This window comes from Paraburkholderia sp. SIMBA_054, assembly GCF_046534875.1.
In the GTDB taxonomy this organism is placed as follows: Bacteria; Pseudomonadota; Gammaproteobacteria; order Burkholderiales; family Burkholderiaceae; genus Paraburkholderia; species Paraburkholderia hospita.
The window spans coordinates 20,393-43,761 of the sequence record NZ_JAWRXV010000078.1 but is presented as its reverse complement, the minus strand read 5'-3'; the positions used below and the strand labels follow the sequence as shown (position 1 = coordinate 43,761).

Below are 23,369 nucleotides of genomic sequence, written 5' to 3'. Positions count from 1 at the left end.
GACGATGCGCCTGCGGCGCACCGGAAAGCTTACCGTGGACAACGCTGCGCGTTGCCCACCGCGCTCTCCTTCGCCCACAAGCTACACAGCCTCCAACTACGAATAATAAAGAGAGGCTTCAAAGCCGTACTTCAAGATACAAGGTGTCCGTTTTCGCGGGTCAACTTCAGTCGGCGAGCGCGCCTTGCATTCCACGTGGCGGTATATTGAGGTCGTGGCACTGCCGCAACTGGATTGCCCGTCGCCGCTTTAGATGCTATGTGGGAGGGCAGTGACAGAAGCCCGACCGGAGTAAAACGGGGTTACACACTCGTTTTCTCCGAAGGGAGCACGCAAATGAATACGCCTGACACAGCCCTCCGTGGCCAGAATACGACGGCAGCTGGCCGCCTGTACATGGCCTTTGAACTGGGTGAGAAGAACTGGAAGCTCTCGCTGGGTGATGGCCAGCGTGCGCCCAGCCACTGCACGGTTACCGCGGGTGACACCACGGCGGTTCTCACCAGCATCGCGAACGCCAGGGTGCGCTGCCATCGCGGTGCCGACGCGCCGATCTACAGCTGCTATGAGGCGGGTCGCGACGGCTTCTGGCTGCACCGCTGGCTGACGGAACAGGGCATCGTCAATCTCATGGTGGATTCGGCCAGTATCGAGGTGAACCGGCGTGCCCGTCGCGCGAAGACGGACCGGCTTGACAGCGACAAGCTGCTGTCGATGCTGATGCGCTATTACGGCGGTGAACGCCGGGTGTGGGCGGTCGCGCGCATCCCTACTCCCAAGCAGGAAGACGACCGGCGCCTGCACCGCGAGCTCGAACGCCTGCGGCAGGAGCGTACTGCGCACACGAACCGGATCCGCTCCCTGCTGGTGCTGCACAACCTGCCCGTCAGCTATGTCGGCGGCCGCATCTGGACGCGCTGGTGGGCTCGGCAGCGCGAGCTGCTGGCGCCCGGCCTGCGCGCCGAGATCGAGCGCGAATGTGAGCGGCTCGCGCTCGTGCGCCAGCAGATCCGCACGCTCGAAGTGCAACAGAACCGGGAGGTGCGCAGCGGCGCGCACCCCGGTATGGCGTTGCTGGCCCAGCTCGCGGGCATCGGTGCAGGTAGCGCGTGGACCCTGGTCAGGGAACTGTTCGGCTGGCGACAGTTTCACAACCGCCGGGAACTGGCCGGTCGCCTGGGCCTGACGCCCACGCCGTACGCCAGTGGCACCAGCGAGGTTGAACAGGGTATCAGCAAGGCGGGCAACAAACGATCCGCTGGCTGATGGTTGAACTCGCCTGGAGCTGGCTGCGCCTGCAGCCCGGCAGCCAGCTTAGCCACTTGGTTCAACGAGCGCTTTGCCGGTGCCGGCAAGCGGCTGCGGCGCATAGGTATCGTGGCGCTCGCACGGCGTCTCGCGATCGCACTGTGGCGCTTTCTCGAGCACGGCGAGATCCCCGAGGGTGCGATACTCAAGTCGGCTGAGGGCTAAGACCGCGAGGGCCTGAAACATATGAGATGCAGCGACAGCATGTAAAGGTCAACGCGCCCGAAACACGCTCGGGTTACCCATTGCGGGTGACCGTGTACCTAGACGGGGCGCGTCGGTAACAGGGTGGCGCCAGCGCTTCGCGCATGCGGCATGAGGTGACCGGCCTGCCAGGCCGGAGATAGAAGGTCGACCCGGCACTGACCGGTCAACAGACACCCTGACCTGAGTGACATTGACATGCAAGGCTGCAAAAGGTGTAGGTTATCAGCGTCGTAACCGTCGCAGACGACGGGCTAGTCGACTGCGTCATTGAAATGGCACCGGCCGAATTCGGCGCGAGGGATCGTCGTACTTCCATCTAATCGGCTTGGGATTTTTGTTGTGCTCGCGGATATAGCGCATCAGCTTGCGGTCCAGGTCCTTCACCGTGGTGAAGATGCCTCGCGCAATCACATCACGCTGGATGCGCGAGAACCAGTTTTCCACCTGATTCAGCCAGGAGGTATAGGTCGGCGTGTAATGCAACCGCACGTTCCGGTGTTGCTGCAAGAACTCATGCACGCGCGGGGTCTTGTGGCTGCTGACGTTGTCGCAGATCACATGAATTTCCTGTTTGGGCCGCTGGCGGGCGATAACGTCGGTGAGGAAGGTCACGAACTGCTCGCTGGTATGGCGTGCCGCCGTCTTGCCGATGACTTCCCCGGTTGCGGTATTGAGCGCAGCGAACAGGCTAAGCGTGCCGTTACGCTTGTACTCGAAGCCATGGCTCTCGGCGCGGCCTGGCGACAGCGGTAACATCCGATCCTTACGATCGAGCGCCTGAATGGCCGTCTTCTCGTCCACGCAGAACACCACCGCATGTGCAGGTGGGTTCAGATACAGCCCTATCACGTCTGCAGCCTTGGTCTCGAAGTCTGGGTCGTTTGAGACCATGTGCGTATCGAGCCGATGAGGGCGCACGCCGTGCTTGCGCCAGATACGCTGTACCGTCGAGGCGCCAACCTCACCCAGAGCCGCAGCAAGCTTATAGCTGCTCCAATGTGTCGAGCCGTCCGGGGGCCGGCGCTTAGAGCGTGTTAGGAACTTCTGAGTACCGGTACCGCGTGAACGAGCATAAGCATCGCGAAGACAACGAAATGAAGGCCGGCAAGGGTTTCGGGTAGCCGTTCATAGTCTCGCGCGAGGCGGCGGAATCGGTTGAGCCAGCCAAAGCTGCGCTCGACCACCCATCGCCGGGGAAGCAGTACAAAGCCCTTTTTTGCTTCCTGCAGCTTGATCACCTGCAATTCAACGCCTTCATCGCGCGCGGCCTGTGCAGCTTCTTCACCCGTGTATCCCTGATCCGCAAATGCCACCTTGACGGTGTGTCCCGTGATTTCCTGAACCTGACGCGCAAGCTCTGCCACCTGTGCGCGCTCCTGTTCATTGGCCGGTGTCACGTGCACCGCCAGCAACTGCCCCAGGGTATCCACCGCGATGTGGACCTTGCTGCCGCGTTTGCGCTTATAACCATCGTAGCCCGCGCGCGGTCCGCTCTCGCAGGTTGACTGCAACGTACGGCCATCCAGGATAACGGCGGTGGGTTGTCCTTGCCGCCCTTGCGCCACGCGTATTACCGAGCGCGGGTCGCAAACCATGTTCTCAAAGCAGCCCGCCTGTAACCAGCGTTGGGTCTGCTGGTACACCAGTTCCCACGGCGGAAAGTCATTGGGCAGCATCCGCCAGGGCGCGCCGGCCCGCGCAATCCAGCGTAACGCATTGAACATGTCGCGCAGCTCATATTTGCGCTGTGGCGCGCCGACGTCCATCAGCGTCAGATAGGGTGCCGCGAAGCTCCACTCTTCGTCGGATACATCAGTCGGGTAGCCTTTGCGGTTTGCTCTTTTCATACCGCCAGGATACGAGGTCCAACATAAAGTACCTAACACGCTCTAAGCGTAAGGTTCAGAACGCGCGCCTCGAGCTTTTCAGGCGGATGCACGGGAGCTCGTCCAGGATGGCGTGCATACAGACCCGCCAGTCGCTCGGCCAAAAACGACACGACCACCTCGAAATGAAGCGCGAGTCGCATCGCAGCCGCTGCATGATCGCCTCACGTGATTCGCCGTCGTCAAGCATCAAGATCAGCCGGGCACGCCGCGCGTCCGCTGCGCGCACCGTTTGGCTGCGAGCTGCCGACCGCAATTGTTCGCGCTCAAGTTCATCTTTTCCATGCGTTTCATTGAATACCCAATCAGGTGCTTTTTCAATGACGCAATGGACTAGCCCGGAATACGGCCTGATGATCGTCCGCGTGATGCGGGGACGACTACACGCATTCGTTGACTGTCATAAAACGCGCCGAGTATCTACTTGTTCTAAACCTCGAATGCAGAGGTCCTCCTGTCGATACGGCGAAATGAAGTGATCAGCAGAGTCAGGCAGGACGCGAGTAACGCCACATCCTTGAGCAGAAATTGCTCTACGAGAGTCGACACGATAGGAAACCCGGACGGGCTGAATAACGTAATGCCAGGCGTCGTAAAAGCAAACGAAACGGTCAAAATGAATGTGCCGCTCGCCAATGCCGCGCTGACCGCCGAAGCCACTCCGCTAACTGATCCAACGACTAATAACGCCGCTGTAGTGAGTTCGATCGTTCCAATAATTCTTGCCTCGCCGATTTTTCCGAATACTGTCAACCATGACATAAAGGGACTATTTGATATCAGTGGAGCAATGGCATCTGCAGCGTACGGCGTGAATTTTTGTATGCCGAACCAGACAAAAATCGCGACCATTGACCAGCGGAGCAAGGCTAAGTGCCTGCTGCTTTCATTTCTACGCTCTGCAACTGAGAATTGAAGGTCCACGGTTTGCCTCTCGAGAATGAAGTGTTACGGGATTTGACGGGTTGGATGGCTCGGAGAATGAATCATCGCCGTTCGCAGTTTCATGTGGCGGCCCACGCCTGTTGCGACGACCGTAAAGGCAATATCGATTGAAGAGAGTTGTTGCGTGGTAAACGCGAAACCATCCAAATAGCAGGCGCGAAGCCGCGCCCTCGGGACAGGTCTTTCGGTTTTACTTCACCGGTGGCATGTCGATGTCCGTATCGTTGATACGGTTGAACGTGTTGGTGAAGATCGTCAGAGCGATGGCGAGTGAGATCTCGGCCAATTGCGCGTCCGTGTAACCGGCCGCGCGAATCGCGCCAAATTCTGCTTCGCTGATGGTCCCGTTCGTCTTTTGCAGAGTCAGCACGAAATGAACAAGCGCGTCTCGTTTCGCGTCGCCAGTCGCCAGCCCAGCGCGAATCTTCTGGAGTACGTCGGGTGACAAGCCCATCATCTTCCCGATCATCACGTGTGCGGCTACGCAATAGTCGCAACCCGTATGTTCACTTACCAAAAGCTTGATCGTTTCAATATCCTGCTTGCTGAGCGTGCCGCTTCCCAAGGCACCTTCTGCATTCAGCACGGCCGCCAAGGTGGCCGGCGCGACGTAACCCACGGCTGCAAAGAGATTTGGAACACCGCCGCCGGCAATTTTCTTAACGTCGGCGTAGACATCTGCAGTTGCGCCAGTGGCTGTCGAGATTGCGGGAACATTAATGCGGCTCATGATTGATTCCTTCAGTAATGGTTAAGAGCCCCTAGTTTGCAGTCGGCGCGTGATATGCGACAGATCGGAAGGTGCCATAAAGATGCTCATTCGTATCATCATGGTCGACTGTGCTCGTCCATCGCGACTGTTCGGGCGAAGACCAGGGTAGACGGGCGATTGAAATCATGGATTTGATGCACTGAGGCGACGTGGTGCGAGAGACTGACCATCCGAGAAAGTCCATGGTTTCCTCCCCTGCGAGATGACAAGAGGACGCTCGAGTGGCGTGCCTTGTTTCGATGAACGTTCTTCCTTTCGATAGAAGAGCGGGCGCTTAGTTTAGCAGGTTGCTGAAGTACCCATCGGTGGAAGCAGCACCCCTCCGCTTACGCAGCTTCTGTTGCAAGTTTTTTTGCATTGCGAAATTTCAGCGCGGATTCAACATCATTTTCGATGACCTGAGGCCAATTTCTGGGCTCGTTGCTGCCATTTCCGCCACTACGGGCGGATTTGTCCCAGTGAACGCATGCGCACGAGGTTGTAGGCCGCCATGTTCAACACGAACATCTGGTCCACCTTCTTCAAGCCACGCACCATGACCTGGCGCATGCGTCCCACGGTCTTGGCCCATCCGAAACCTTGTTCGATCAACTTGCGTTTTTACTGCGAAATGGCGTAGCCCACGCTTGAGGCAATCGTATCGGACACCGCTGAACGCCGGCCCGAAGTGTTTTGTGCAACGTGCGGTGTAACCTTCATCGCCTGGCAGGCCTCGATAAATTCCTGTGCGTCGTAACCCTTGTCCGCACCCAGCGTGATTTCCACGTCGGGGGCTTCTGCCACTTGCCTTGCATCGTTGATCATGATCTTGGCCGCCTCGCGTTCAGCGTGCCCGTCAGCACTGGTCACGCGCGCGTTGACTACCAGGCCGTGCCGATTATCGGTCAGCGTATGGCCCATGTACCGCAATTCGCTGGCCGTCTTGCCTTTGCGATAAAGACGCGCATCGGAATCGGTCTTCGACTGGTGCGTCTCGTTGCTGCGCTTGCTACCCTTGAAGTCACCCGCACTGCCACCGTCGTTGTCCTGATCGTCGCCCTCCTTGCGCACGAAGCTTTTGTGCCCCGCCCACGCCTGGATCAGCGTGCCGTCCACGCTGAAGTGCTCGCCCGAGAGCAGGTCATTCTTCTCAGCGATGTTCACCACCTCGTTGAAGAATTCGATCACTGCGTCGTGCTTGATTAACCGCTCGCGGTTCTTCGTGAAGACCGTGGGCACCCACACCACATCATCCATTGCCAGGCCGATGAACCAGCGAAACAAGAGGTTGTATTGCACCTGCTCCATCAGCTGGCGTTCCGAGCGGATGCTGTAAAGCACCTGAATGAGCACGGCTCGCAGCAATTTCTCCGGCGCGATGCTCGGCCGCCCGCCCTTTATGTCGGCTTCGTACATCCCGGCAAACAGTCGATCCATCTTCGCGAGCGCTTTGTTCGCCATGACGCGAATCGCACGCAGCGGATGCGAGGCCGGAACGAAGTCGTCCAGCTTGCGAAAAGAAAACAAACTCTCGGTAAACGTGTCAGCGCCGCGCATGATCTCCAGGGGGGGCGGGTAAGGTCCTCATATCAACGCATCTACGGCCCGCCGCGATGACGCGCGTCGGCGGTATTTCCGCAAAGGGTCGTCTGCGTCACGCGTTCGGCATCGTAAGTTCGTGCTCTTTGATGCTGGCAATCGGTTGAAGGATCGAGCCATCGAACGTTTTCGGCTCGCGCTTGCTCTCGAGCACCTTGGGCAGATCCGGATTGGCGAGCGCTCCACGTCCCACGGTCACCAGGTCTGCGCCGGCCGACAACATCGTAGCCATGCGCTCCGCCGTGTGCAAGCTGCCATTCGCGATGATTGTTGCGTTCGGTGCGTAGCGACGCGCCAGCGAAACGAGGCTATCCTGCGTGCCGTCGAAAGCAGGCTGCCAGGCTTCGAACTCCGTAACGTGGATGAAATCCACACCGGCATCAGCGAGCGTCCCGAAGGTCGCTTCAGCGTCAGCTTCACCGCCTTGCCACTTTGACGTAAAGTCGTTGACCTTGCCTTGCGAGATCCGAATTCCAACTGGCGCCGCACTCCCGATCTTGCGCTTGACCTCTTGCACGACATGGGCGAGCAACTGAACGCGCGCTTTCGTGTCGCCACCCCAACGATCGGTTCGCTGATTGGTCTCAGCTGTCAGGAACTGATCCAGAAGATAACCATTGGCACCGTGGATTTCCACGCCGCTAAAGCCGGCGATGTTCACCGCGCGGTGCGCTGCGTCTACGAAACCCTGCACGGCCTCTTCGATTTCAGCATCGGTGATCTCCTTCGGTTCGGCGTAGGGGCCTTCGCCAAAGTAGAATTCCATCTGCTTGCCTTTCGGGCGGATAGCCGACGGCGCGACCGTGTGCGCGCGGTAAATGTTGCCCTGGCTCAACGCGCCGGCGTGCATGAGTTGTGCGAACACATGTGCATCGTGGGCTCGCATTAGCTGATTAAATTGCGTCCAACCCTGCGCCTGTGCGTCATCGGCTAAACCAGGCTGAAACGGGTATCCTTGCGAAAATGCCTTGTCGGTGTAAATCCCCTCGGTCGTCACCAGGCCGAAACCGCCCTTGGCGAATCGCGCGTAGTAGTCGAACATCGTTTGCGTGGGGTGCCCATCCTCCGTCGCGGTAATACGCGTCATGGGAGCGACCGCGACGCGGTTGCGCAGCGTGATGCCTTTACGGTCGTACGGGGAGAGGATCAGGGAGGTGCTATCAGTCATTTTGCCGCTCGTCTTGGAAAGAAGGATAACTGCATGTTAGGCGTAGCGACGGGCGTCGAACAGACGTCGGAGCGTGAAGCCGCCGTAACACTTTTGGATATAAACCATGCTTCTCCCGGACATTCGAACATTTCTGGCGGTTGCGTCTGCGGGTAGTCTCTCGGCTGCGGCGCGCCAGTTAGACGTGGTTCCGATGCAGGTATCACGGCGTATAGCGAGCCTAGAAGAAGACCTTGGCGTCCGCCTCTTTCACCGAACCACACGATCTCTTACGTTGACCGCTGAGGGCGAAGCTTTCGTTGCATATGCCACAGCGATCTCGGAAGCCGAAGCTGGTGCGCGAGCCGAACTGAGTCCGCTGCCTAAGACTGCGTCAGGCGTGTTGCGGATGACGGCTCCAAGCGGCTTCGGACAATCGGTGGTTCTACCGATGCTTCCGGGACTTCTGGCTGCGAATCCCAGTTTGCGCGTCGATTTGGATCTGTCAGACCGCCAGGTCGATATCGTTGGCCAAGGACTGGACTTGGCATTGCGAATTGCGCCGATGGAGGATTCGGAACTTGTGGCAAAAAAGCTCGGGCCTAACCCACGCCTGATTTGCGCCTCGCCCGGCTATCTGGAAAAGCATGGGCAGCCCGCGACGATGTCCGAGTTGGACGGTCATTCCTGTATTGGATTGTTCGCGGTAAAGCGATGGCCGTTTGTCGTCGATGGGGAACTGATACGCAGACGCATTGAAGCACGCCTCACTACGACGAGTGTCGAAGCCGCACGGACAGCTGCCTTGCAAGGTTTAGGACTAACCATGCTGACATATTGGGACGTGTTCAGGCAGTTGACCGATGGCTCGCTTGTGCAGATTCACTTGCAGGATGCTTCGATGGAAAAGCTGTCGATCTGGGCCGTCATACCGAGCCGACGATATGTCCCTAATCGTGTCAATATCTTTCTGGGTGCACTGCAGAGTGAATTGGCGGAACTGACGCGGACACATACACTTTGAGTTCGAGCCGAGATCTGAGCGACGAGGCTGGAGAAGATTTGATTCACGCGTTTGTGTAGACGCATGGGAGCCGCAATGTGCCGCCAGCAAAGCATCTCGTGTGTCGATCCTGAATCGCGAGGGATTTGAATAGCGCGCGAGACAGCTTCGACCATTACTGGCGATGCACACTAGCTAGATCTGCGATCTCATTGCTGAGTGCAGCCAGGAACACGCTCACACGGGTAGGCACATAGCATCGGCTCGGGAAGACTGCCCAGATCGACAACTTTTCCATCGAAGCATCTTGTAGTTGAATCTGGACAAGCGATTTGTCGGCTAATTGCCTGAACACGTCCCAGTACGTCAACATGACAATTCCCAAGCCCTGCATCGCGGCCGTACGAGCCGCCTCGACGCTCGTGGTGACATAGGCTTCTACGCGTTTGCGTATTAGCTCACCATCGACAATGAGGGGCCATCGCTTCACTGCGCGGACCCTGATGCAGGCATGGTCGTCAAGATCGGACACCGTCAGGGGGCAGCCATGTGCTTCCAGATAATCGCGCGAGGCGCATATCAGCCGCGGGTTGGGCGCGATTTCCTTGATCGCGAGACCTGAATCCTCTGGCGGCGCGATTCGCACTGCCAGATCTAGACCTTGGCTCACGATATCAACGATGCGGTCTGATAGATCAAGATCGATACGAAGATCGGGGTTTTTGGCCAATACCCTCGATAGCACCGGCAACACGACGGATTGTCCGAACCCGCTAGGGGCTGTCATCCGCAATACGCCGGACACGGTCCCCGGCAATGGGCTCAGTTCCGCTCGCGCACTGGCTTCTGCATCTGCCATCGCTCGGGCATAGGGAACAAACGCTTCGCCTTCTGCGGTCAAGGTAAGAGATCGAGTAGTCCGATGAAAGAGACGAACTCCGAGATTCTCTTCCAACCCAGCGATCCGCCGCGAGATCTGCATCGGAACGACGTCGAGTTGACGCGCGGCGGCGGACAGACTGCCTGCTGACGCAACAGCCAGGAAGGTTCGGACGTCTGGAAGGAGCATGATTGTATCCCAAAGTGTTAAAGCGGCTTCACATTCTGACGGTTGCCAATTGCTCTTCGTGACGCCTACGATCCGGTGACTATGCTGAGGAGAAGGGTAACGCAAGGATCCTAAAGTCGTCCCAGGTGCCCCATCCCTCCCTCCACAACGGAAGATGTATGCCTCACGTAAGGCATGGTCGAAGGCGCAACGATTTTCGCTGGACCGCCCGTCAAAGAATGACGCGCGATTCAGCGGCCGAACTTTGGGGCTGCTGTTCGTAGCCCCGCGGTGGGGGTGGTTGGCCGAGGTCCTTTTGAATGGTCATACCAGTCGTTTGCCGGTCCTTATCCTTGGCACATCAAGTGGATCGGGAACATCAACGAGGGAGTTATCGTATGAGTACACATGAGACGGCGGTCGTGGTCGGCGTCGGACCCGGCTTGGGCTGGGCCTTGGCAAAACGATTTTCGGCTGATGGCATGCAGGTGGCGGCCGTCGCGCGAGACGAGGCGAGGTTGCGTACGACAATCGCCTCTGATCCATCGCATAGCATCCGGCCGTATGCGGCCGATGTATCGCGGGCCGAAGACGTCGCTCGCATTTTCGCTAGTGTTGACCGCGATCTGGGCGAGCCTGACCTTGTCGTGTTCAATGCCGGTGCTTTCGAGCGGGCCAACGTCCTCGACATTGATCCTGCCGATTTCGAGCGATGCTGGCGAGTTGGTTGTTTGGCGGGGTTGCTCGTTGCGCAGGCGGCCGCACGGCGGATGGTCGCGCGAGGAAATGGGACGATCCTGTTTTCCGGCGCGACTGCGGCGCTGCGCGGTAGCGCCGGATTCGCCAACCTCGCGGTGCCGAAATTCGGCTTGCGGGCACTTGCGCAGAGTATGGCCCGCGAATTGGGGCCTCTAGGCGTCCACGTTGCATTCGTAGTTATCGACGGGCAGATCGAATCTGAACGCTATCGACACCTTATCGAAGAGCGCGGCGAAGACTCGTTGCTATCGCCGGATGCGATCGCCGAGACATATCTGCAGTTGCATCGGCAACCGCGCAGTGGGTGGACGCACGAGATCGACGTTCGCCCCTGGTTGGAGAAGTTCTAGATTGCGATCGCAAGAAGCCGAGATACCGTCAAGGCTGCGTCGCCGTCCTTCGGCCGTCGGGAGCGGGTGTTCCAGCAGCGGTGGCACTCCGCCACGGATCGTAGTTGCAACGTGCCGTGTCAGTCAGACGGTCGGGCCGGATTTCTGGTGCCGTTTTGCGTTGTGGGGACATTGCAGCGGCGCTATCGAAGGAGATTCATTATGTGCGGAATGTGTGGGCTGCTAGGTGGTGGGAGTCACTGGTCAAACGCAACCGTGTCGGGCAGTGGAGCGGGAAACGGTACGACGGGTGGTCCGAATTCGCGTCGCCAGCGGCTTTTGCAGGCTGCTCTCGCGAATCGAATCCTGGTTCCACTGCGTCTTCGCCTCGACGATTTTCACGGGCAGTCTTTCGTGCTGTCGTCACCTACCGGTGCGAGTGAAATAGTGAGTGATTTTGGGCAGGTATGGAAGATCGCGGAACGCATGCTCGGGAGTACGCTCGACCCGTTGACGATGTTCAAAATGGTGGATCAAGCATGAGTCTCGCTTACGATGTGATTCCTGTCACACTAGTTACGGGATTTCTCGGAAGTGGCAAGTCCACGCTGCTAGTCGACGTACTGACGGGCGAGGCTGCTCGCGACACTGCTGTATTGGTCAACGAATTCGGCGAAGTCGGACTTGATCATCTGCTGATGGGAGAACTCGAATCCCAAACGGTGTTGTTGGAAAACGGCTGCGTGTGTTGTTCTATTCGCGGCGAATTGAAAGATGCGTTGACATTGCTCTTCTCCAGGCGCGCGCGCGGTGATCTGCCACCGTTCTCACGCGTCGTGATAGAAACGACCGGACTTGCAACGCCTGCGCCAATCGTCGCGACACTGCTTGCTGACGCCATAGTTCGCAGCCACTTCGTGTTGAGCACGGTCATCGCCGTCGTCGATGCGGTTAACGCCGACGAACAGAAAACGCGCTACCCGGAGTGGCTCGCGCAGGTCAGCGCGGCGGATCGGATCGTGATTAGCAAGGGCGACATGACCGGCGCGCGGCATGTCGACTCACTGAAAACTTCATTGCAGATATTGAATCCCCTCGCCACGATTGACGTACGTAATTCGTCGCCGGACGCGTTGCGCGAATTGCTGTTCGCGCCCGCACGCTTTGCGTCCAACTCGGTACAGTCGATCGGTAGGATTGGAGCGAGCGCAGCGCGACCTGTGCGCCTACGTGAAGCGGGAGGTGGCGAACTGCCAACACACCGGTCCGTCGTGGGACCGTCCAGTATCGTGTCAAGCAGCATGTGTATCAATGATCCCCTCGACTGGCAAGTCTTCACGCTATGGCTTACATTGTTGCTCAATCGTCACGGTGACAAGATCTTGCGAATGAAAGGGCTGCTTTCAATCAAAGGAGCAGATCGCCCGGCCGTGGTCCATGCGATACAGCATCTGGTTCATCCGGTGCTCCACCTCGAAAAATGGCCTGATGGGTCGCGAATGTCGAGACTCGTTTTTATCAGCGAAGGACTCGATGGCGCGGCCATCGAGACATCATATTATCGATTCAATGTCGCGCTCGGGGACCGTCGGAGCGGAAGATAAGCCGCATTCCCTGTACAGCCGAGTACCTTCGTTGGTGCGTTCGGTGCTGATTGGCTGACATTGAACTGCATGTGCTCGGCACGTCAGTCGCGACTCACGACCGAACGGTTAGAAAAACGGCATGGCTGACAATGGTTCAGGAAGTGACCGTTCGTTGCTTCCCGCAGTCGACCCTAATGCGTTATCACCAATCGAAATCTCCCTACGGATCGCCCGGAATTGGATGCCGCCGAACGAGACTACACAGCATGATCTGCCATGTACACGGCACTGACTTTCATGTTTTACGATGCGTCGGCCGCCGCCCATGATTCAGCATTGCGGACTATTCTGCTTGACACCTGTACCTGATTGTCTCTGGCGTGGTTCCACGGCTACGCTGCGGTACGTACCGGAAATGAGTGGGCTGGAGTGCGAAAGTAGTTCAGGGAAAAATCGATAAAGCTGCGGACTCGTGCTGTCTGCTGCGTGCGCCTTGGGTAGACGATCGAAACGCTGCTGGCGGCGACGCGTAGGTGATTTGTGGCTCTTTTAAAAGCGCAGTGGCTAATGCGGCTCACGAGGCATGCGGATTGAGTGCTGAGAAGTCGAGCTTGCCTGCGATGAGGAAGAGCACGGTACGCATGGTTTTGAAGCTGGCGTATCCCCGCGCCTTGCGCTTGGCGGCCTGAAACAGGCCGTTGATGGCTTCAATGAATCCGTTGGTCTGGCGCGTCTGGGCCCACGCGATGATGCCGTCGAAATGACGACGGATCATGCGTGCGACGTCCTTCATAGGCTCGACCTTGGAGCGCATAACGTTGCCGCACCACCGGCGCAACATCCTGGAGACGACGTGGATCTGTTTGCGATCGAGTATCTCGCGCAGTTGCTCGCGGTACATCCAGGCACGGGCCGTGCGGTTGCTGGTGTACTGGCTGATCAGCGCCTCGAGATCGGTCAGTTGTGCGAGATCGAGCTTCTCAGCATCCTTGAGCAGCGACCAGCGCATGCCCTTCAGCGAGGGATCGGTTTTCTGCTGCGCGCGGCGCACGCCATCAAGCGCTTTGGACGCATGCGCCACGACATGAAACTTGTCGAAGGTCACACGCGCATCGGGCAGGTGTTCGTCTACGCCCTTGATGAAGGCAGCCGACATGTCGATGCTCACCGATTCGATCTGCCCGGGCGCTGCGTTGTGTTCTTCCAGGTGCCGGGCAAAGCGTTCGACCACCCCGGCATCCTTGCCCGGTGTGACGAAGACCACGCGTCGCTTGTCCATGTCGGCCACCAGCGAAACATAGTCGTGGCCGCGTCGGCATGAGGTTTCATCAATGGCGACTGCGCTGAGCTGGGACAGGTCAGTCGCGGCCACGGCCAGGTCCACGTAACGGTCACAGATGGCCTTCACCCGATGCCACGACAGGTTCAGCACGCGTGCCACCGCGGCAAATGTCATCTCCCGGCACAGCGCCAGCACGAGCGCTTCAAACAGCAGCGTGAAGCCGTCCAGCTTGCCCATCCAGTCGGGTTCGACCAGGCGCACCGAGCCGTCTGGCAGACGTACCCGCGGCACCCGGACCTCCAGATAGCACTCGTCGGGTAGCCGGACGCGGTTACCCGCGCCCAGCCCCCTAAGAACCGTGCGGGCGCCTTTCAGCGCACACGGCTCAAGCCGCTCAAAGGCATCTTTCGACACCCGGCTACACCACTTCATTTTCGGCTTGCCGCTGATTTCTATGGCAGATGAGATGGTGCATTTGAAGGTTGCTTACGGCATCCGTCCCACCACCCGCCCGTTTAACCATGTGGCGAACACCCCACGGCGTATGTTTTGTGATGGGCTTCTGACAGTCCGGACACAAGCGATCTTGCCGCAGCCAGACCCGATATAGCTTCGCGCGTCCCCGCCCCGAGTTCAGCATTTTCTGGCCCCATCGGGTTTCGAAGTACTGTGCCCATTGCGGGTTGTGCGGATTGGCGGCGGCTGAGATCTTGACATGCCGCTGTATTGGCGTATCGGCCTCTTTCAGCAGGACACGTTCCCTTTTCGTTCCATCCTCTTGTTCTTCTGTGGCAGCAAATACCCAGTTCCGGTTACCTTGGGTCTTGAAGTACCGTTCCTTAACCCAGCGAGCACCTTTGTTCGGGTGTCTTCTTACCGCCCATTGCCATAGCATTGACCAGACCTCGTGATCAACGCGAGCGAAAGCCTTCTTGGCGACCACGTGGCAGTGATAATTCGCCCATCCGCGCAGAATCGGATTGAGCAGCTTTATCAAGCTGACCTGTGTGGACGTCTTGTTAGCCTCGATGACCTCCCGGATTCTGTCAAGATGCGCTTTGACGCTCGCTTTCGACGGTTTCATCAACAGTTTTCCGTTGTACTTGCGAATGTTCCAGCCGAGGAAGTCAAACCCAACCTCAATATGCGTTATTCGTGTTTTTTCCGGCGATAGGACTAGCCCGCGTTCCGCCAGGAATTCAGCTACGGCAGGCTTCACCTCCAGTTCCAGCAACTCCCTGGAGCAGCCAGTGATGATGAAGTCGTCCGCATAACGCACCATGTTTATTTTCAGGCCTTTTTCGGTCCGCTTCGGTCTTGGGAACTTCTCCGCGAGCATCGCTTCGAGACCATCCAATGTCATGTTGGCCGCCACCGGTGAAATAATGCCCCCTTGCGGGGTTCCGGCGTTGGTGGGGAAGAGTTCGTTTTGATACACGTATCCCGCTTTGAGCCACTTCTTGAGGATCGCCTTGTCCGTGGGGATGTTGGCGAGCATCCAGTCGTGGGAAATCGTGTCGAAACAGCCTTTGATGTCGGCCTCCAGCACCCATTCCGCACTCGCCTTTTTTGCCAGAGAGGTGAAGCATTGTCCTCCGGCGTCTGCAGTAGAGCGCTCCGGCCTGAATCCATACGAATTCGGATCGGCGGTGGTTTCCGCAATTGGTTCCAACGCCAGCAAATATAACGCTTGCATGGCGCGGCATTTCATCGCGGGTATGCCGAGCGGCCTCGTCTTGCCATTTTTCTTCGGGATAAGAACTCTCCGAAGCGGAAGCGGCGAGTAACCCCGCCTCTTCAGCGACGCGATCGCGTTGGTCTTTGCCGCCGGTGTTTTCCACGTTACATTGTCGACACCGGCGGTATTCTTGCCGTTATTTTCAGTGACTCGTCTGACGGCCAATGCTTTGCCGCTGAACGAGTGAGTCAGCAGCCACTGTAGGGCTTTCGCCTTGTTGTGTCTGCCGCTCTGTATGGCCTTCACAATACGTATTTGCAGCCTGCTTACCTGACGTTGAACCTCAGCCCAATTGATGCCGGTCCATGTCACGTCGGGGGGGGGCACACGCCCGCGCTGCAGCATCCATTTGCTCTCCCTCCGTTTAGATGGTTCTGCAAACTCTCTTGTGAGGAGAGACCAGGCGGAAGTCTGCCCGCTTTCGCGTCGGACAATGTCTCAGTCCGTATCCTGCCCATTACAGACAGGCGTTCGCTTCATCCGCGTTCCTTTACCCGCAGCACCAACAGCATCCCTTACGGTTTGCCTGCCATTATCGGCAGCGCGGGCTTACCCTGTTCCGCTTGAATTTCAGAGCGAGGCCGACCCTTCCTGTGCGCCGACGGCTTCTGTCCATGAAGGCCTACAACACAAAGGCCGTTCCTTGCCGCGTACCATTTTGGTCCAAGCCTCTCAGCACATTTGGCTTGTTCTTTTCTTAACGGCGCTTTCCAGAAGTTCACATGTGTTGGTCGTACTGGTTCGTCCCTAGCCCCTCTCCGCCCTTGTGCTGGCAGATTCCGCTGTCCCTCGCGGGTTGGCGTACCGGAGATCGGCGGTTACATTGTCCCCAGAGCTTCACACCAAGCTGTTGCCGGCGCAGCATGTCTGGGTAGGGAACGGCTGATGGAACAGCCGGTTTCATCGGCTTGCTGCCTCCGTGAAACAGAAACTCAAGCGACTTGCAGGTCGCACGTGCTGGAAGAAGTTGAGGTGGCGCAGCCGCTTGATCTGGGTGTCGTGAGCCGGATGCTCGCCCGCGACGCCGGGATAGGGAAAGCGCGTACCCGCGACAAAGTCCACGGCAATGGTCAGTTCACGCCGCGCAGCATCGAAATCGATGCCTTGCACGTACCACGGGGCCTTGATTCCCAAGGCGGCTTCAAAAAGTTGGGTCTGGCTCATCGGTTCAAGTTCTCTTGCAGGGCTGGTTGCCGCATTCTGCCGCAACCAGCCCTCTCTCAGCTTACTTTTGATCCGTAGGATATATCCTTTTTTGGGGGGCGATCGGTACGCGACAATCTGCGCGCGGAGAACGTGGTCAGATCACAGCTTTCAAAGCTGAGTTTCGGGGTAGTTCGACGGGAAGAGCGCGCGTCTGGTCTCTTCATCGTTCACTTTCTTGAAAGCATGGTCCTGACCGACCGCGCGGGCGCGAGCGACGGCAGGTCGGGACTCGATGCGCTCGTATCATTCTTCAAGGGCTGGGAAGGCAGCAAGCGGAACCTCCGCGCCCTTGAGTACCCTGGCAGCCCGGTCGATCCAACCCCACGCCGAGATGACCGCAATTGTGTATTCGGTCCCAACGAGATACTCGCGACCAACCAAATGACGATCTAGGACCCGGTAATGCTGTTCGACCTCGCGTCGATAGCGGTTCACCGCGTAATCGAGCCCCTCAGGTGCTGCATACTGAAAGTGCACGGCTTGGCCAGAGAATGGGCCCAGACCACTCGCAAGGAACATCAACCACGAAAACAGCTCAGGACGATTTTCAGGCGCGCCAGTGAAGGTAGCGTCGCGATTCTTCCGGTCAATCATGCAATCGGTACTGTCGTGCAGGCTGTCGGGCGCTCTGACGTTGATACGGTGATGGTGGCTGGTGCAATTCGCAAGCGCGGTGGTCAGCTTGCTGATGTCGACCTTACCGGCCTGACGCGTGCGGTCGATGCGTCTCGCGAGTGGCTTGCAGAGGCCTGTGGTTATCGTCCTGATCTTTTCAACTCTACTTGACAAAGGGCGTGTCCCCGACATATTCGATCGCGCTCCATTGTCCGATGATCTTGCTTGCGACCATCATGAGAACTGGCCACTGCGTTCGAATGTTGCTGTTGCGAGAACTGGCCAAAGATCCTGCGTCATTTCCTCAGGTGCTACCAGTTTTCGCATTGCCTGATGTGTACCCGTCGACCCTTTATTTAGAGGATAGCGAAACTCTCACCACGTCCTGCTTCAGCAAATAGAAGGATGCGGCAAGAAGAACGAGATCCTTCATCAGGAAGGGTACGTTGCCCGCCATGGCTGGAAAGCCACCGGCCGACGCAGCCCAGCCTCCCGGCATGAAGGGGATGATAGTAACCGTCATGAGAAATGTACCGAATGAGCCTGCGGCGCCAAGAAGCCCCAATTTCTTGTTCCAGAAGCCAAGGAACAGAAGTGCGCCGAATATCCACTCGGAAACGCCGAGAAACCAGCTCGCACCTCGAACTCCAAACGCCGGATACAACCAGAAAATAAATGGTCCGTGACTGATGTAAGGAATCAGAACCTGAGCCTCGTATTCAAACCACTTCTGATATCCGAAAAATAGGAAAATGATAACCATTGATGTCCGACCGATGTGATAGTCGAGATCCTCCTTCAAGAGGCCCGACTTACCTAAGACGTTAGCCAAAGAATTCATGATGTGTTTCCTACCTAATGTTGAATTGCTGAAAATTGAGGAGTGGCGGCTTTTTAGAATTAGTTAACCAAATCGCCAATCCGGCGCTTATCGCCGGAAGACGGTGCGATGGGCAAGAAGTCACGCGCCGCGCTCGCACGCTGCTTTGGTAAAACGCGACGATTCGGTCGCGTTGACAAGTACGGCAATATTTCCACGACCGCACGTGAGGTCAGCTTAGTGACCTTTGTGAAGCTTGTTAAGGAGCGGATTTCCACCGTTGATGATTCCGCTGCTTGCTACATGACTACCGGAATCAGAGCCGCCTGGCATTGGCTGGCCATACGCCGAATCTCTTGCCGCCTTATTTGCGACGTAAATAGTCGCAGCACTAGGCTGGGCTTCGGGATAGCGGGTTTTGCTTTGAGGATACTGACCGGCCTGCTCTGCAGCGATCAGTTCGGCCTGAACTTGGGCGAGTGTTATGGGAGCTGCTTGGCCAACAAGAGGTAGGACAAGTGATGAGGCGATGATGATGTGTCGAAGATGTTTCACGATGAACTCCATTCGATAAATTGCCGTCGATGACGAGGTAACCGAATTCTATGGGACGGAATCTCAATCGTGAACGTCAGAAGGAATCATCGATATGCTAATTCGAATCATATTGCAATTTCGATGGCACTTCCCCAAGCCGATCTGCCGGCTGCATCTCCTTCTAAAGTTGTATAGAAAGCGTGTCCCATCTGGAGCGCGTGCTTGTTGTCACTGTCGCACGGAATCATGCGTATGTGGACGGGGCGCTCCCATTACATCAAAAAATGATAAGGCGGCTTCACATTCCCGAGCCTGTGCTCTTTTCTCACCGACATCTATCATGAACCAACCGTGGTTGCTGAGAGGCGTAACCCTGTCAGACGGATTGGTTCGATGCCAATCGCTTTGCATCAATCTAGCTTAATTGCACGTAGGTATAAGCGAATGAATTCACTGAAACGGAATATTGAAACTTACATTCTTGCTAAGGACGGTAACCGACCGCATCTGATGGCCGAAGCATTCGCACAGAATGCCGAGTTGTGCATGCACGTTAACTCGGAGGACATCGAGTTTCTTTCGAGCGCATCAGGCTGCGATGAGTTATCCATGCATTGAAAATGCACAGGCGGAAGTCTGACAAATGCGACCGTCTTGACTTCAGACACGGGGTGGTCGACTCGTTCATCAGGGTGATTGACGCCGATCACTCAATCGCATAACCAGCCGAGAATCGGGCTGAATGCAACTAATTTTTGGTTCACGGTATGACTTTGCAAACCGTTCCTCATCGACGCTATCGCATTTTTGTGTTGATCATGTCGCTGGCTCTCTTAAATTACGTCGAGCGTGGAGCAATCGCGTACGCGGGATCGAGTATCACGAGTGAATTTGGATTCAATCGTGCGGAGTGGGGTGCGCTGTTGGGGTATTTCGGATACGGGTATGTGCTCGGCGCGTTATGCGGCGGCGCAATGGCGGATCGGTTTGGCCCGCGTCGCGTTTGGCTTTGGGCGGGCGGAGCGTGGTCTCTTTTCGCGGTTGCGACGGCATTTGCGGGGGAGATCGGAGTCGCCGTATTCGGCGGAGCGGCCCTTCTGGGATTTGCGTTTATACGAATCCTGTTCGGTTTCACTGAGGGGCCGGCGTATTCGGTCATCAATAAAAGTATCTCTAACTGGGCACCGCGTGGGGAGCGCGGGTTTGTTCTTTCCGTTGGTCTGGTAAGTACACCGATTGGTGCGCTGATTACCGCGCCGATCGCTGTCGGCCTGCTGTCCTTAACAGGTAGTTGGCGCGTCATGTTCATAGTCGTCGGCGTCAGCAGTTTGGCACTCCTGCTTTGGTTCATTCGATTTTTCACGGATGCACCTGAGGATGGAACGTTTCTGACGAAAGAAGAGAGTGAATACATAAGGAGGGAACGTATTACAAGGAGCGCCTACAACCGCGTACTCGAACGATCGGCGCCGCCGGCGTGGTGGACGTTTTTTCAGAATCCGAGTTTGGTACTCAATGCCGTCGGATATTTCTCGATGATCTATGTAACATTTTTGCTACTGACCTGGATGCCGAAGTATCTCCAGGACACCTACCGCTACGATCTTTCATCGATCTGGTATATGGCGATGATTCCATGGATAGGACCGTGCTTCACGGTCCTGCTTGGGGGCAAGCTGTCGGACTGGCTGGTACGTAGGACGGGCAATTTGACTTTGGGTCGCAGTGGTCTTGCCGCAGCGTGCCTCCTTCTCGCCACGATCTGCTTCTTGCTGATCTCAAAAGCAACGTCGGTCTGGCAGGTGCTCACTTTGGTAGCCGTTGCGAACTCGTTTAATTCGCTGTCGAACTCGGTCTTTTGGGCAGTCATTCTCGATTCGTCTCCTTCGTCCAGAACGGGAACATTCAGTGGCATTACGCACGGAATTGCGAACACTGCTTCCGTTCTTGCGCCAACTGTTACAGGCGTACTGACACTCAGGTACGGATATGCAGCGATGTTTGTTGCGGCGTCGATCGCAACAGGAATCGGGGTAATTGCAATGGCGATGGTAAGGCCTGGTATCGGAAACGATGTTCGCGGTTTCGATGCAGAAAGCGCATGAAGTCCGCGTTGATTCGTGTATCGCCTCGTACTGCCTGAATGATGGATTCTCGGTGAATTTAGAAATCTTTTGTGATAAGGGTGCGTGAATGATGGTGACGTCTGAAAATCCCGCTACGGCGCTTGCTTTGGCGCACGGTTTTGCACAAGGTCTTATTGACCCCGTGACCGTGGTCAGCTCGGCTCTCGATCGTGCCGTCCGTGAGCGTAAAACGTTCATTTCCCTTGTTGACGCGGATCGCGTGTTACTACGCGCTGAGGAGTCGGCGGAACGTTGGCGCAGGAGGGCCCCCCTCAGCGCGCTGGACGGCGTTCCGATTGCCTGGAAAGATCTTTTCGACATCGAGGGACTCGTCACCACAGCTGGTTCGGCGATTCTTTCTGCGAACAGTTCAGCCGTCGAGAATGCGGCCCTCGTCGATCAGGCGGAGCATGCTGGCCTAATAGCGATCGGCAAGACAAACCTGAGCGAATTTGCGTACTCAGGATTAGGCGCCAATCCGCATTTCGGGACGCCCACTAATCCGGCGGTCGACAAGGGGCTGCGCGTGCCGGGCGGATCGTCGTCGGGCGCAGCAGTTTCTGTCGCGACGGGTGTTATCCCGATATCTGTCGGAACCGATACGGCAGGCTCGATTCGGATTCCTTCCGCGTTCAACGGTGTCGTGGGATACAGGGCCAGCGTCGGCCGCTATCCTCGTGCCGGATTGATGGGGCTTTCCGACACGCTTGACACTATCGGCCCGCTCGCACGCACGGTGTCCGATTGCGTTGCGTTCGATAGCGCTGTGCGGGGTGTACCTTTTCGCGAAGCCGGTGGAAGCCTGCGAGGCCAGCGATTTGTCTTCGATCTGTCGCTGCTCGAACGATACAACGTCTCCGATCCCGTCGGGTCGAACTTCATTGTTTTCATTCAGCGATTGCGAGAAAGCGGTGCACTTGTCGATGAGCGGAACTTCACCGCGTTATCCGAACTTCATCAGGTAATTTCGGACAAGGGATGGCTTGGTGCGCTCGACGCGTTCGCAACGCATTGCCATCTGCTCGACTCGGAAGCCGCCTCAAAGATGGACCCTCGCGTTCGCGCGCGCCTCGAACTCAGCAGGCAGATACCGGCCTCCCGAAGGAGCGAACTGCTCGCGATCAGGCGCAACCTGCAGGACATGTTTATGCACGAGCTGCGAGATGCCACCCTTATCATGCCCACTGTGGCTCATGTACCGCCTCTTCTTGCGCCGCTTGAGGCGGATCCGGACCTGTTCGCGGAAGTCAACTTGAAAACATTGGCAATGACGATGCCGGCGAGCTTTCTCGATGCCCCTGTCATTGCCATGCCGTCGGGATACGACGGTAACTCATTGCCAATTGGCGTTCAACTGATTCGTAGTTCGACCGACGACGATGCGCTACTAGTGATTGCGCAACTCGTTGAACGGTACATTCACACTTCCTAAACCGAGGAGAATTAGAGATGGCAAAGGAGATTCTTGTTGCATTCGGCGTTGATGTCGACGCAGTTGCTGGCTGGCTAGGTTCATATGGCGGAGAAGATTCGCCCAACGACATATCGCGCGGTCTGTTTGCCGGTGAGATTGGCTCGACCCGACTCCTCAAACTATTCGAGCGTCATAAGTTAAAGACGACATGGTTTATCCCGGGGCACTCGATCGAGACATTTCCGGAACAGATGCAAGCCGTTGCCGCAGCAGGACATGAGATCGGGATTCATGGTTACAGCCATGAGAATCCCGTCGCGATGACACCCGAGCAGGAAGAGGCAGTGCTGGACCGAAGTATCGCGCTTGCCACTGCTCTCGCAGGGCGACCGCCAGCAGGCTATGTCGCGCCGTGGTGGGAATTGAGCCCCATCACACACGAGCTGCTGCTGAAGAAAGGCATCAAGTACGACCATAGCCTTATGCATAAGGATTTCGAGCCTTATTTCGTGCGCGTTGGGGATACGTGGACAAAGATTGACTACGCAAAGCACCCGGACGCATGGATGAAGCCGCTTGTGCGTGGCAATGATACGGAGTTGGTCGAGATACCGGCAAGCTGGTACCTCGACGATTTGCCGCCGATGATGTTTATCAAAAAAGCGCCCAACAGCCACGGATTCGCCAACCCGCATGATATTGAAGCGCTGTGGCGCGATCAATTCGACTGGATCTATCGGGAGATGGACTACGCCGTCTTTCCGATGACAATTCATCCCGACGTATCGGGTCGGCCACAAGTTCTGCTTATGTTGGAACGGCTCATTGAATATTTCAAGGGCCACGATGGAGTGCGGTTCGTAACGTTCGAAGAGATCGCTGACGACTTCCTGAAAAAGGCAGGGCGTAAACCACTCTGATTCGATTACCGCAGCGCGATTGCATGCCCGATCCCGCGAAAGGCCTCGAATGCGGAAGCTGCGAACCGCGGATGTCCTGCTGTCTTAGGCCAAGCCGCGAAGAGCGATGCGAGTCGAGGCGCGTTGATAGGTTTTGGGTGGGG

At 57.1% G+C, this 23,369-nt stretch carries 15 protein-coding genes and 6 pseudogenes; 7 read left to right on the top strand and 14 right to left on the bottom strand.

Features of this window, described 5'->3' with window-relative positions:
• The first annotated feature begins 336 nt into the window (after nucleotides 1-336).
• Nucleotides 337-1,266, top strand: a complete 930-nt coding sequence (locus SB822_RS48240; RefSeq protein ID WP_410858082.1) for an IS110 family transposase — start codon at nucleotides 337-339, stop codon at nucleotides 1,264-1,266.
• 513 nt (nucleotides 1,267-1,779) lie between these two features.
• On the opposite strand, the pseudogene SB822_RS48235 reads toward SB822_RS48240, so the two are convergent.
• From SB822_RS48235 to SB822_RS48205, 7 genes and pseudogenes are all read right to left on the bottom strand, one after another.
• Nucleotides 1,780-2,541: pseudogene (locus SB822_RS48235) on the bottom strand (IS630 family transposase); the annotation flags it as partial.
• An 8-nt stretch (nucleotides 2,542-2,549) separates the two neighbouring features.
• Nucleotides 2,550-3,362 carry an IS5 family transposase gene (locus SB822_RS48230; RefSeq protein ID WP_410858081.1) on the bottom strand — a complete coding sequence of 271 codons (813 nt, stop codon included), beginning with the start codon at nucleotides 3,360-3,362 and terminating at the stop codon, nucleotides 2,550-2,552.
• Between the two features lie 41 nt (nucleotides 3,363-3,403).
• Nucleotides 3,404-3,723: pseudogene (locus SB822_RS48225) on the bottom strand (helix-turn-helix domain-containing protein); the annotation flags it as partial.
• Between the two features lie 107 nt (nucleotides 3,724-3,830).
• Entirely contained in the window at nucleotides 3,831-4,325 is a 495-nt protein-coding gene (locus SB822_RS48220) for a DUF417 family protein (protein WP_410858080.1), read from the bottom strand.
• 211 nt (nucleotides 4,326-4,536) lie between these two features.
• Complete coding sequence (locus tag SB822_RS48215) at nucleotides 4,537-5,076, bottom strand: carboxymuconolactone decarboxylase family protein (RefSeq protein ID WP_410858079.1); 540 nt, start codon at nucleotides 5,074-5,076, stop codon at nucleotides 4,537-4,539.
• 480 nt (nucleotides 5,077-5,556) lie between these two features.
• Nucleotides 5,557-6,654, bottom strand: a pseudogene (locus tag SB822_RS48210) (IS5 family transposase).
• 97 nt (nucleotides 6,655-6,751) lie between these two features.
• A complete protein-coding gene (locus tag SB822_RS48205) occupies nucleotides 6,752-7,864 on the bottom strand; it encodes an NADH:flavin oxidoreductase (RefSeq protein ID WP_410858078.1) in 1,113 nt (370 codons plus the stop codon).
• 106 nt (nucleotides 7,865-7,970) lie between these two features.
• Here SB822_RS48205 and SB822_RS48200 point away from each other — a divergent pair, with 106 nt between their 5' ends.
• A complete protein-coding gene (locus SB822_RS48200) occupies nucleotides 7,971-8,867 on the top strand; it encodes a LysR family transcriptional regulator (protein ID WP_410858077.1) in 897 nt (298 codons plus the stop codon).
• A gap of 154 nt (nucleotides 8,868-9,021) precedes the next feature.
• On the opposite strand, the gene SB822_RS48195 is transcribed toward SB822_RS48200, so the two are convergent.
• Nucleotides 9,022-9,915 (bottom strand): LysR family transcriptional regulator, encoded by an 894-nt coding sequence (locus SB822_RS48195; protein WP_410858076.1) that lies wholly within the window; start codon nucleotides 9,913-9,915, stop codon nucleotides 9,022-9,024.
• 401 nt (nucleotides 9,916-10,316) lie between these two features.
• Between SB822_RS48195 and SB822_RS48190 the strand changes: the two genes are divergently transcribed.
• Nucleotides 10,317-11,003 (top strand): SDR family NAD(P)-dependent oxidoreductase, encoded by a 687-nt coding sequence (locus tag SB822_RS48190; protein WP_410858075.1) that lies wholly within the window; start codon nucleotides 10,317-10,319, stop codon nucleotides 11,001-11,003.
• Nucleotides 11,004-11,521: 518 nt separating this feature from the next.
• Nucleotides 11,522-12,586 carry a CobW family GTP-binding protein gene (locus SB822_RS48185; protein WP_410858074.1) on the top strand — a complete coding sequence of 355 codons (1,065 nt, stop codon included), beginning with the start codon at nucleotides 11,522-11,524 and terminating at the stop codon, nucleotides 12,584-12,586.
• Nucleotides 12,587-13,142: 556 nt separating this feature from the next.
• On the opposite strand, the pseudogene SB822_RS48180 reads toward SB822_RS48185, so the two are convergent.
• From SB822_RS48180 to SB822_RS48155, 6 genes and pseudogenes are all read right to left on the bottom strand, one after another.
• Nucleotides 13,143-14,162 (bottom strand): annotated as a pseudogene (locus SB822_RS48180) (ISL3 family transposase); the annotation flags it as partial.
• A 106-nt stretch (nucleotides 14,163-14,268) separates the two neighbouring features.
• Nucleotides 14,269-15,933, bottom strand: a complete 1,665-nt coding sequence (ltrA, locus tag SB822_RS48175) for a group II intron reverse transcriptase/maturase (protein ID WP_410858073.1) — start codon at nucleotides 15,931-15,933, stop codon at nucleotides 14,269-14,271.
• 609 nt (nucleotides 15,934-16,542) lie between these two features.
• A pseudogene (locus SB822_RS48170) lies at nucleotides 16,543-16,752 on the bottom strand (ISL3 family transposase); the annotation flags it as partial.
• A gap of 150 nt (nucleotides 16,753-16,902) precedes the next feature.
• A pseudogene (locus SB822_RS48165) lies at nucleotides 16,903-17,403 on the bottom strand (glutathione binding-like protein); the annotation flags it as partial.
• Nucleotides 17,404-17,761: 358 nt separating this feature from the next.
• The gene (locus SB822_RS48160) at nucleotides 17,762-18,250 is read right to left on the bottom strand and encodes a YkgB family protein (protein ID WP_410858072.1); all 489 of its coding nucleotides are present in this window, start codon (nucleotides 18,248-18,250) and stop codon (nucleotides 17,762-17,764) included.
• A gap of 216 nt (nucleotides 18,251-18,466) precedes the next feature.
• Nucleotides 18,467-18,784 (bottom strand): DUF4148 domain-containing protein, encoded by a 318-nt coding sequence (locus SB822_RS48155; protein WP_410858071.1) that lies wholly within the window; start codon nucleotides 18,782-18,784, stop codon nucleotides 18,467-18,469.
• A 749-nt stretch (nucleotides 18,785-19,533) separates the two neighbouring features.
• On the opposite strand from SB822_RS48155, the gene SB822_RS48150 reads away from it, so the two are divergent.
• The 3 genes from SB822_RS48150 (at nucleotide 19,534) to SB822_RS48140 (ending at nucleotide 23,226) form a co-directional block, all read left to right on the top strand.
• A complete protein-coding gene (locus SB822_RS48150) occupies nucleotides 19,534-20,871 on the top strand; it encodes an MFS transporter (protein WP_410858070.1) in 1,338 nt (445 codons plus the stop codon).
• An 88-nt stretch (nucleotides 20,872-20,959) separates the two neighbouring features.
• The gene (locus SB822_RS48145; RefSeq protein WP_410858069.1) at nucleotides 20,960-22,324 is read left to right on the top strand and encodes an amidase family protein; all 1,365 of its coding nucleotides are present in this window, start codon (nucleotides 20,960-20,962) and stop codon (nucleotides 22,322-22,324) included.
• A gap of 17 nt (nucleotides 22,325-22,341) precedes the next feature.
• Nucleotides 22,342-23,226 (top strand): polysaccharide deacetylase family protein, encoded by an 885-nt coding sequence (locus SB822_RS48140; protein ID WP_410858068.1) that lies wholly within the window; start codon nucleotides 22,342-22,344, stop codon nucleotides 23,224-23,226.
• Nucleotides 23,227-23,369: the final 143 nt, after the last annotated feature.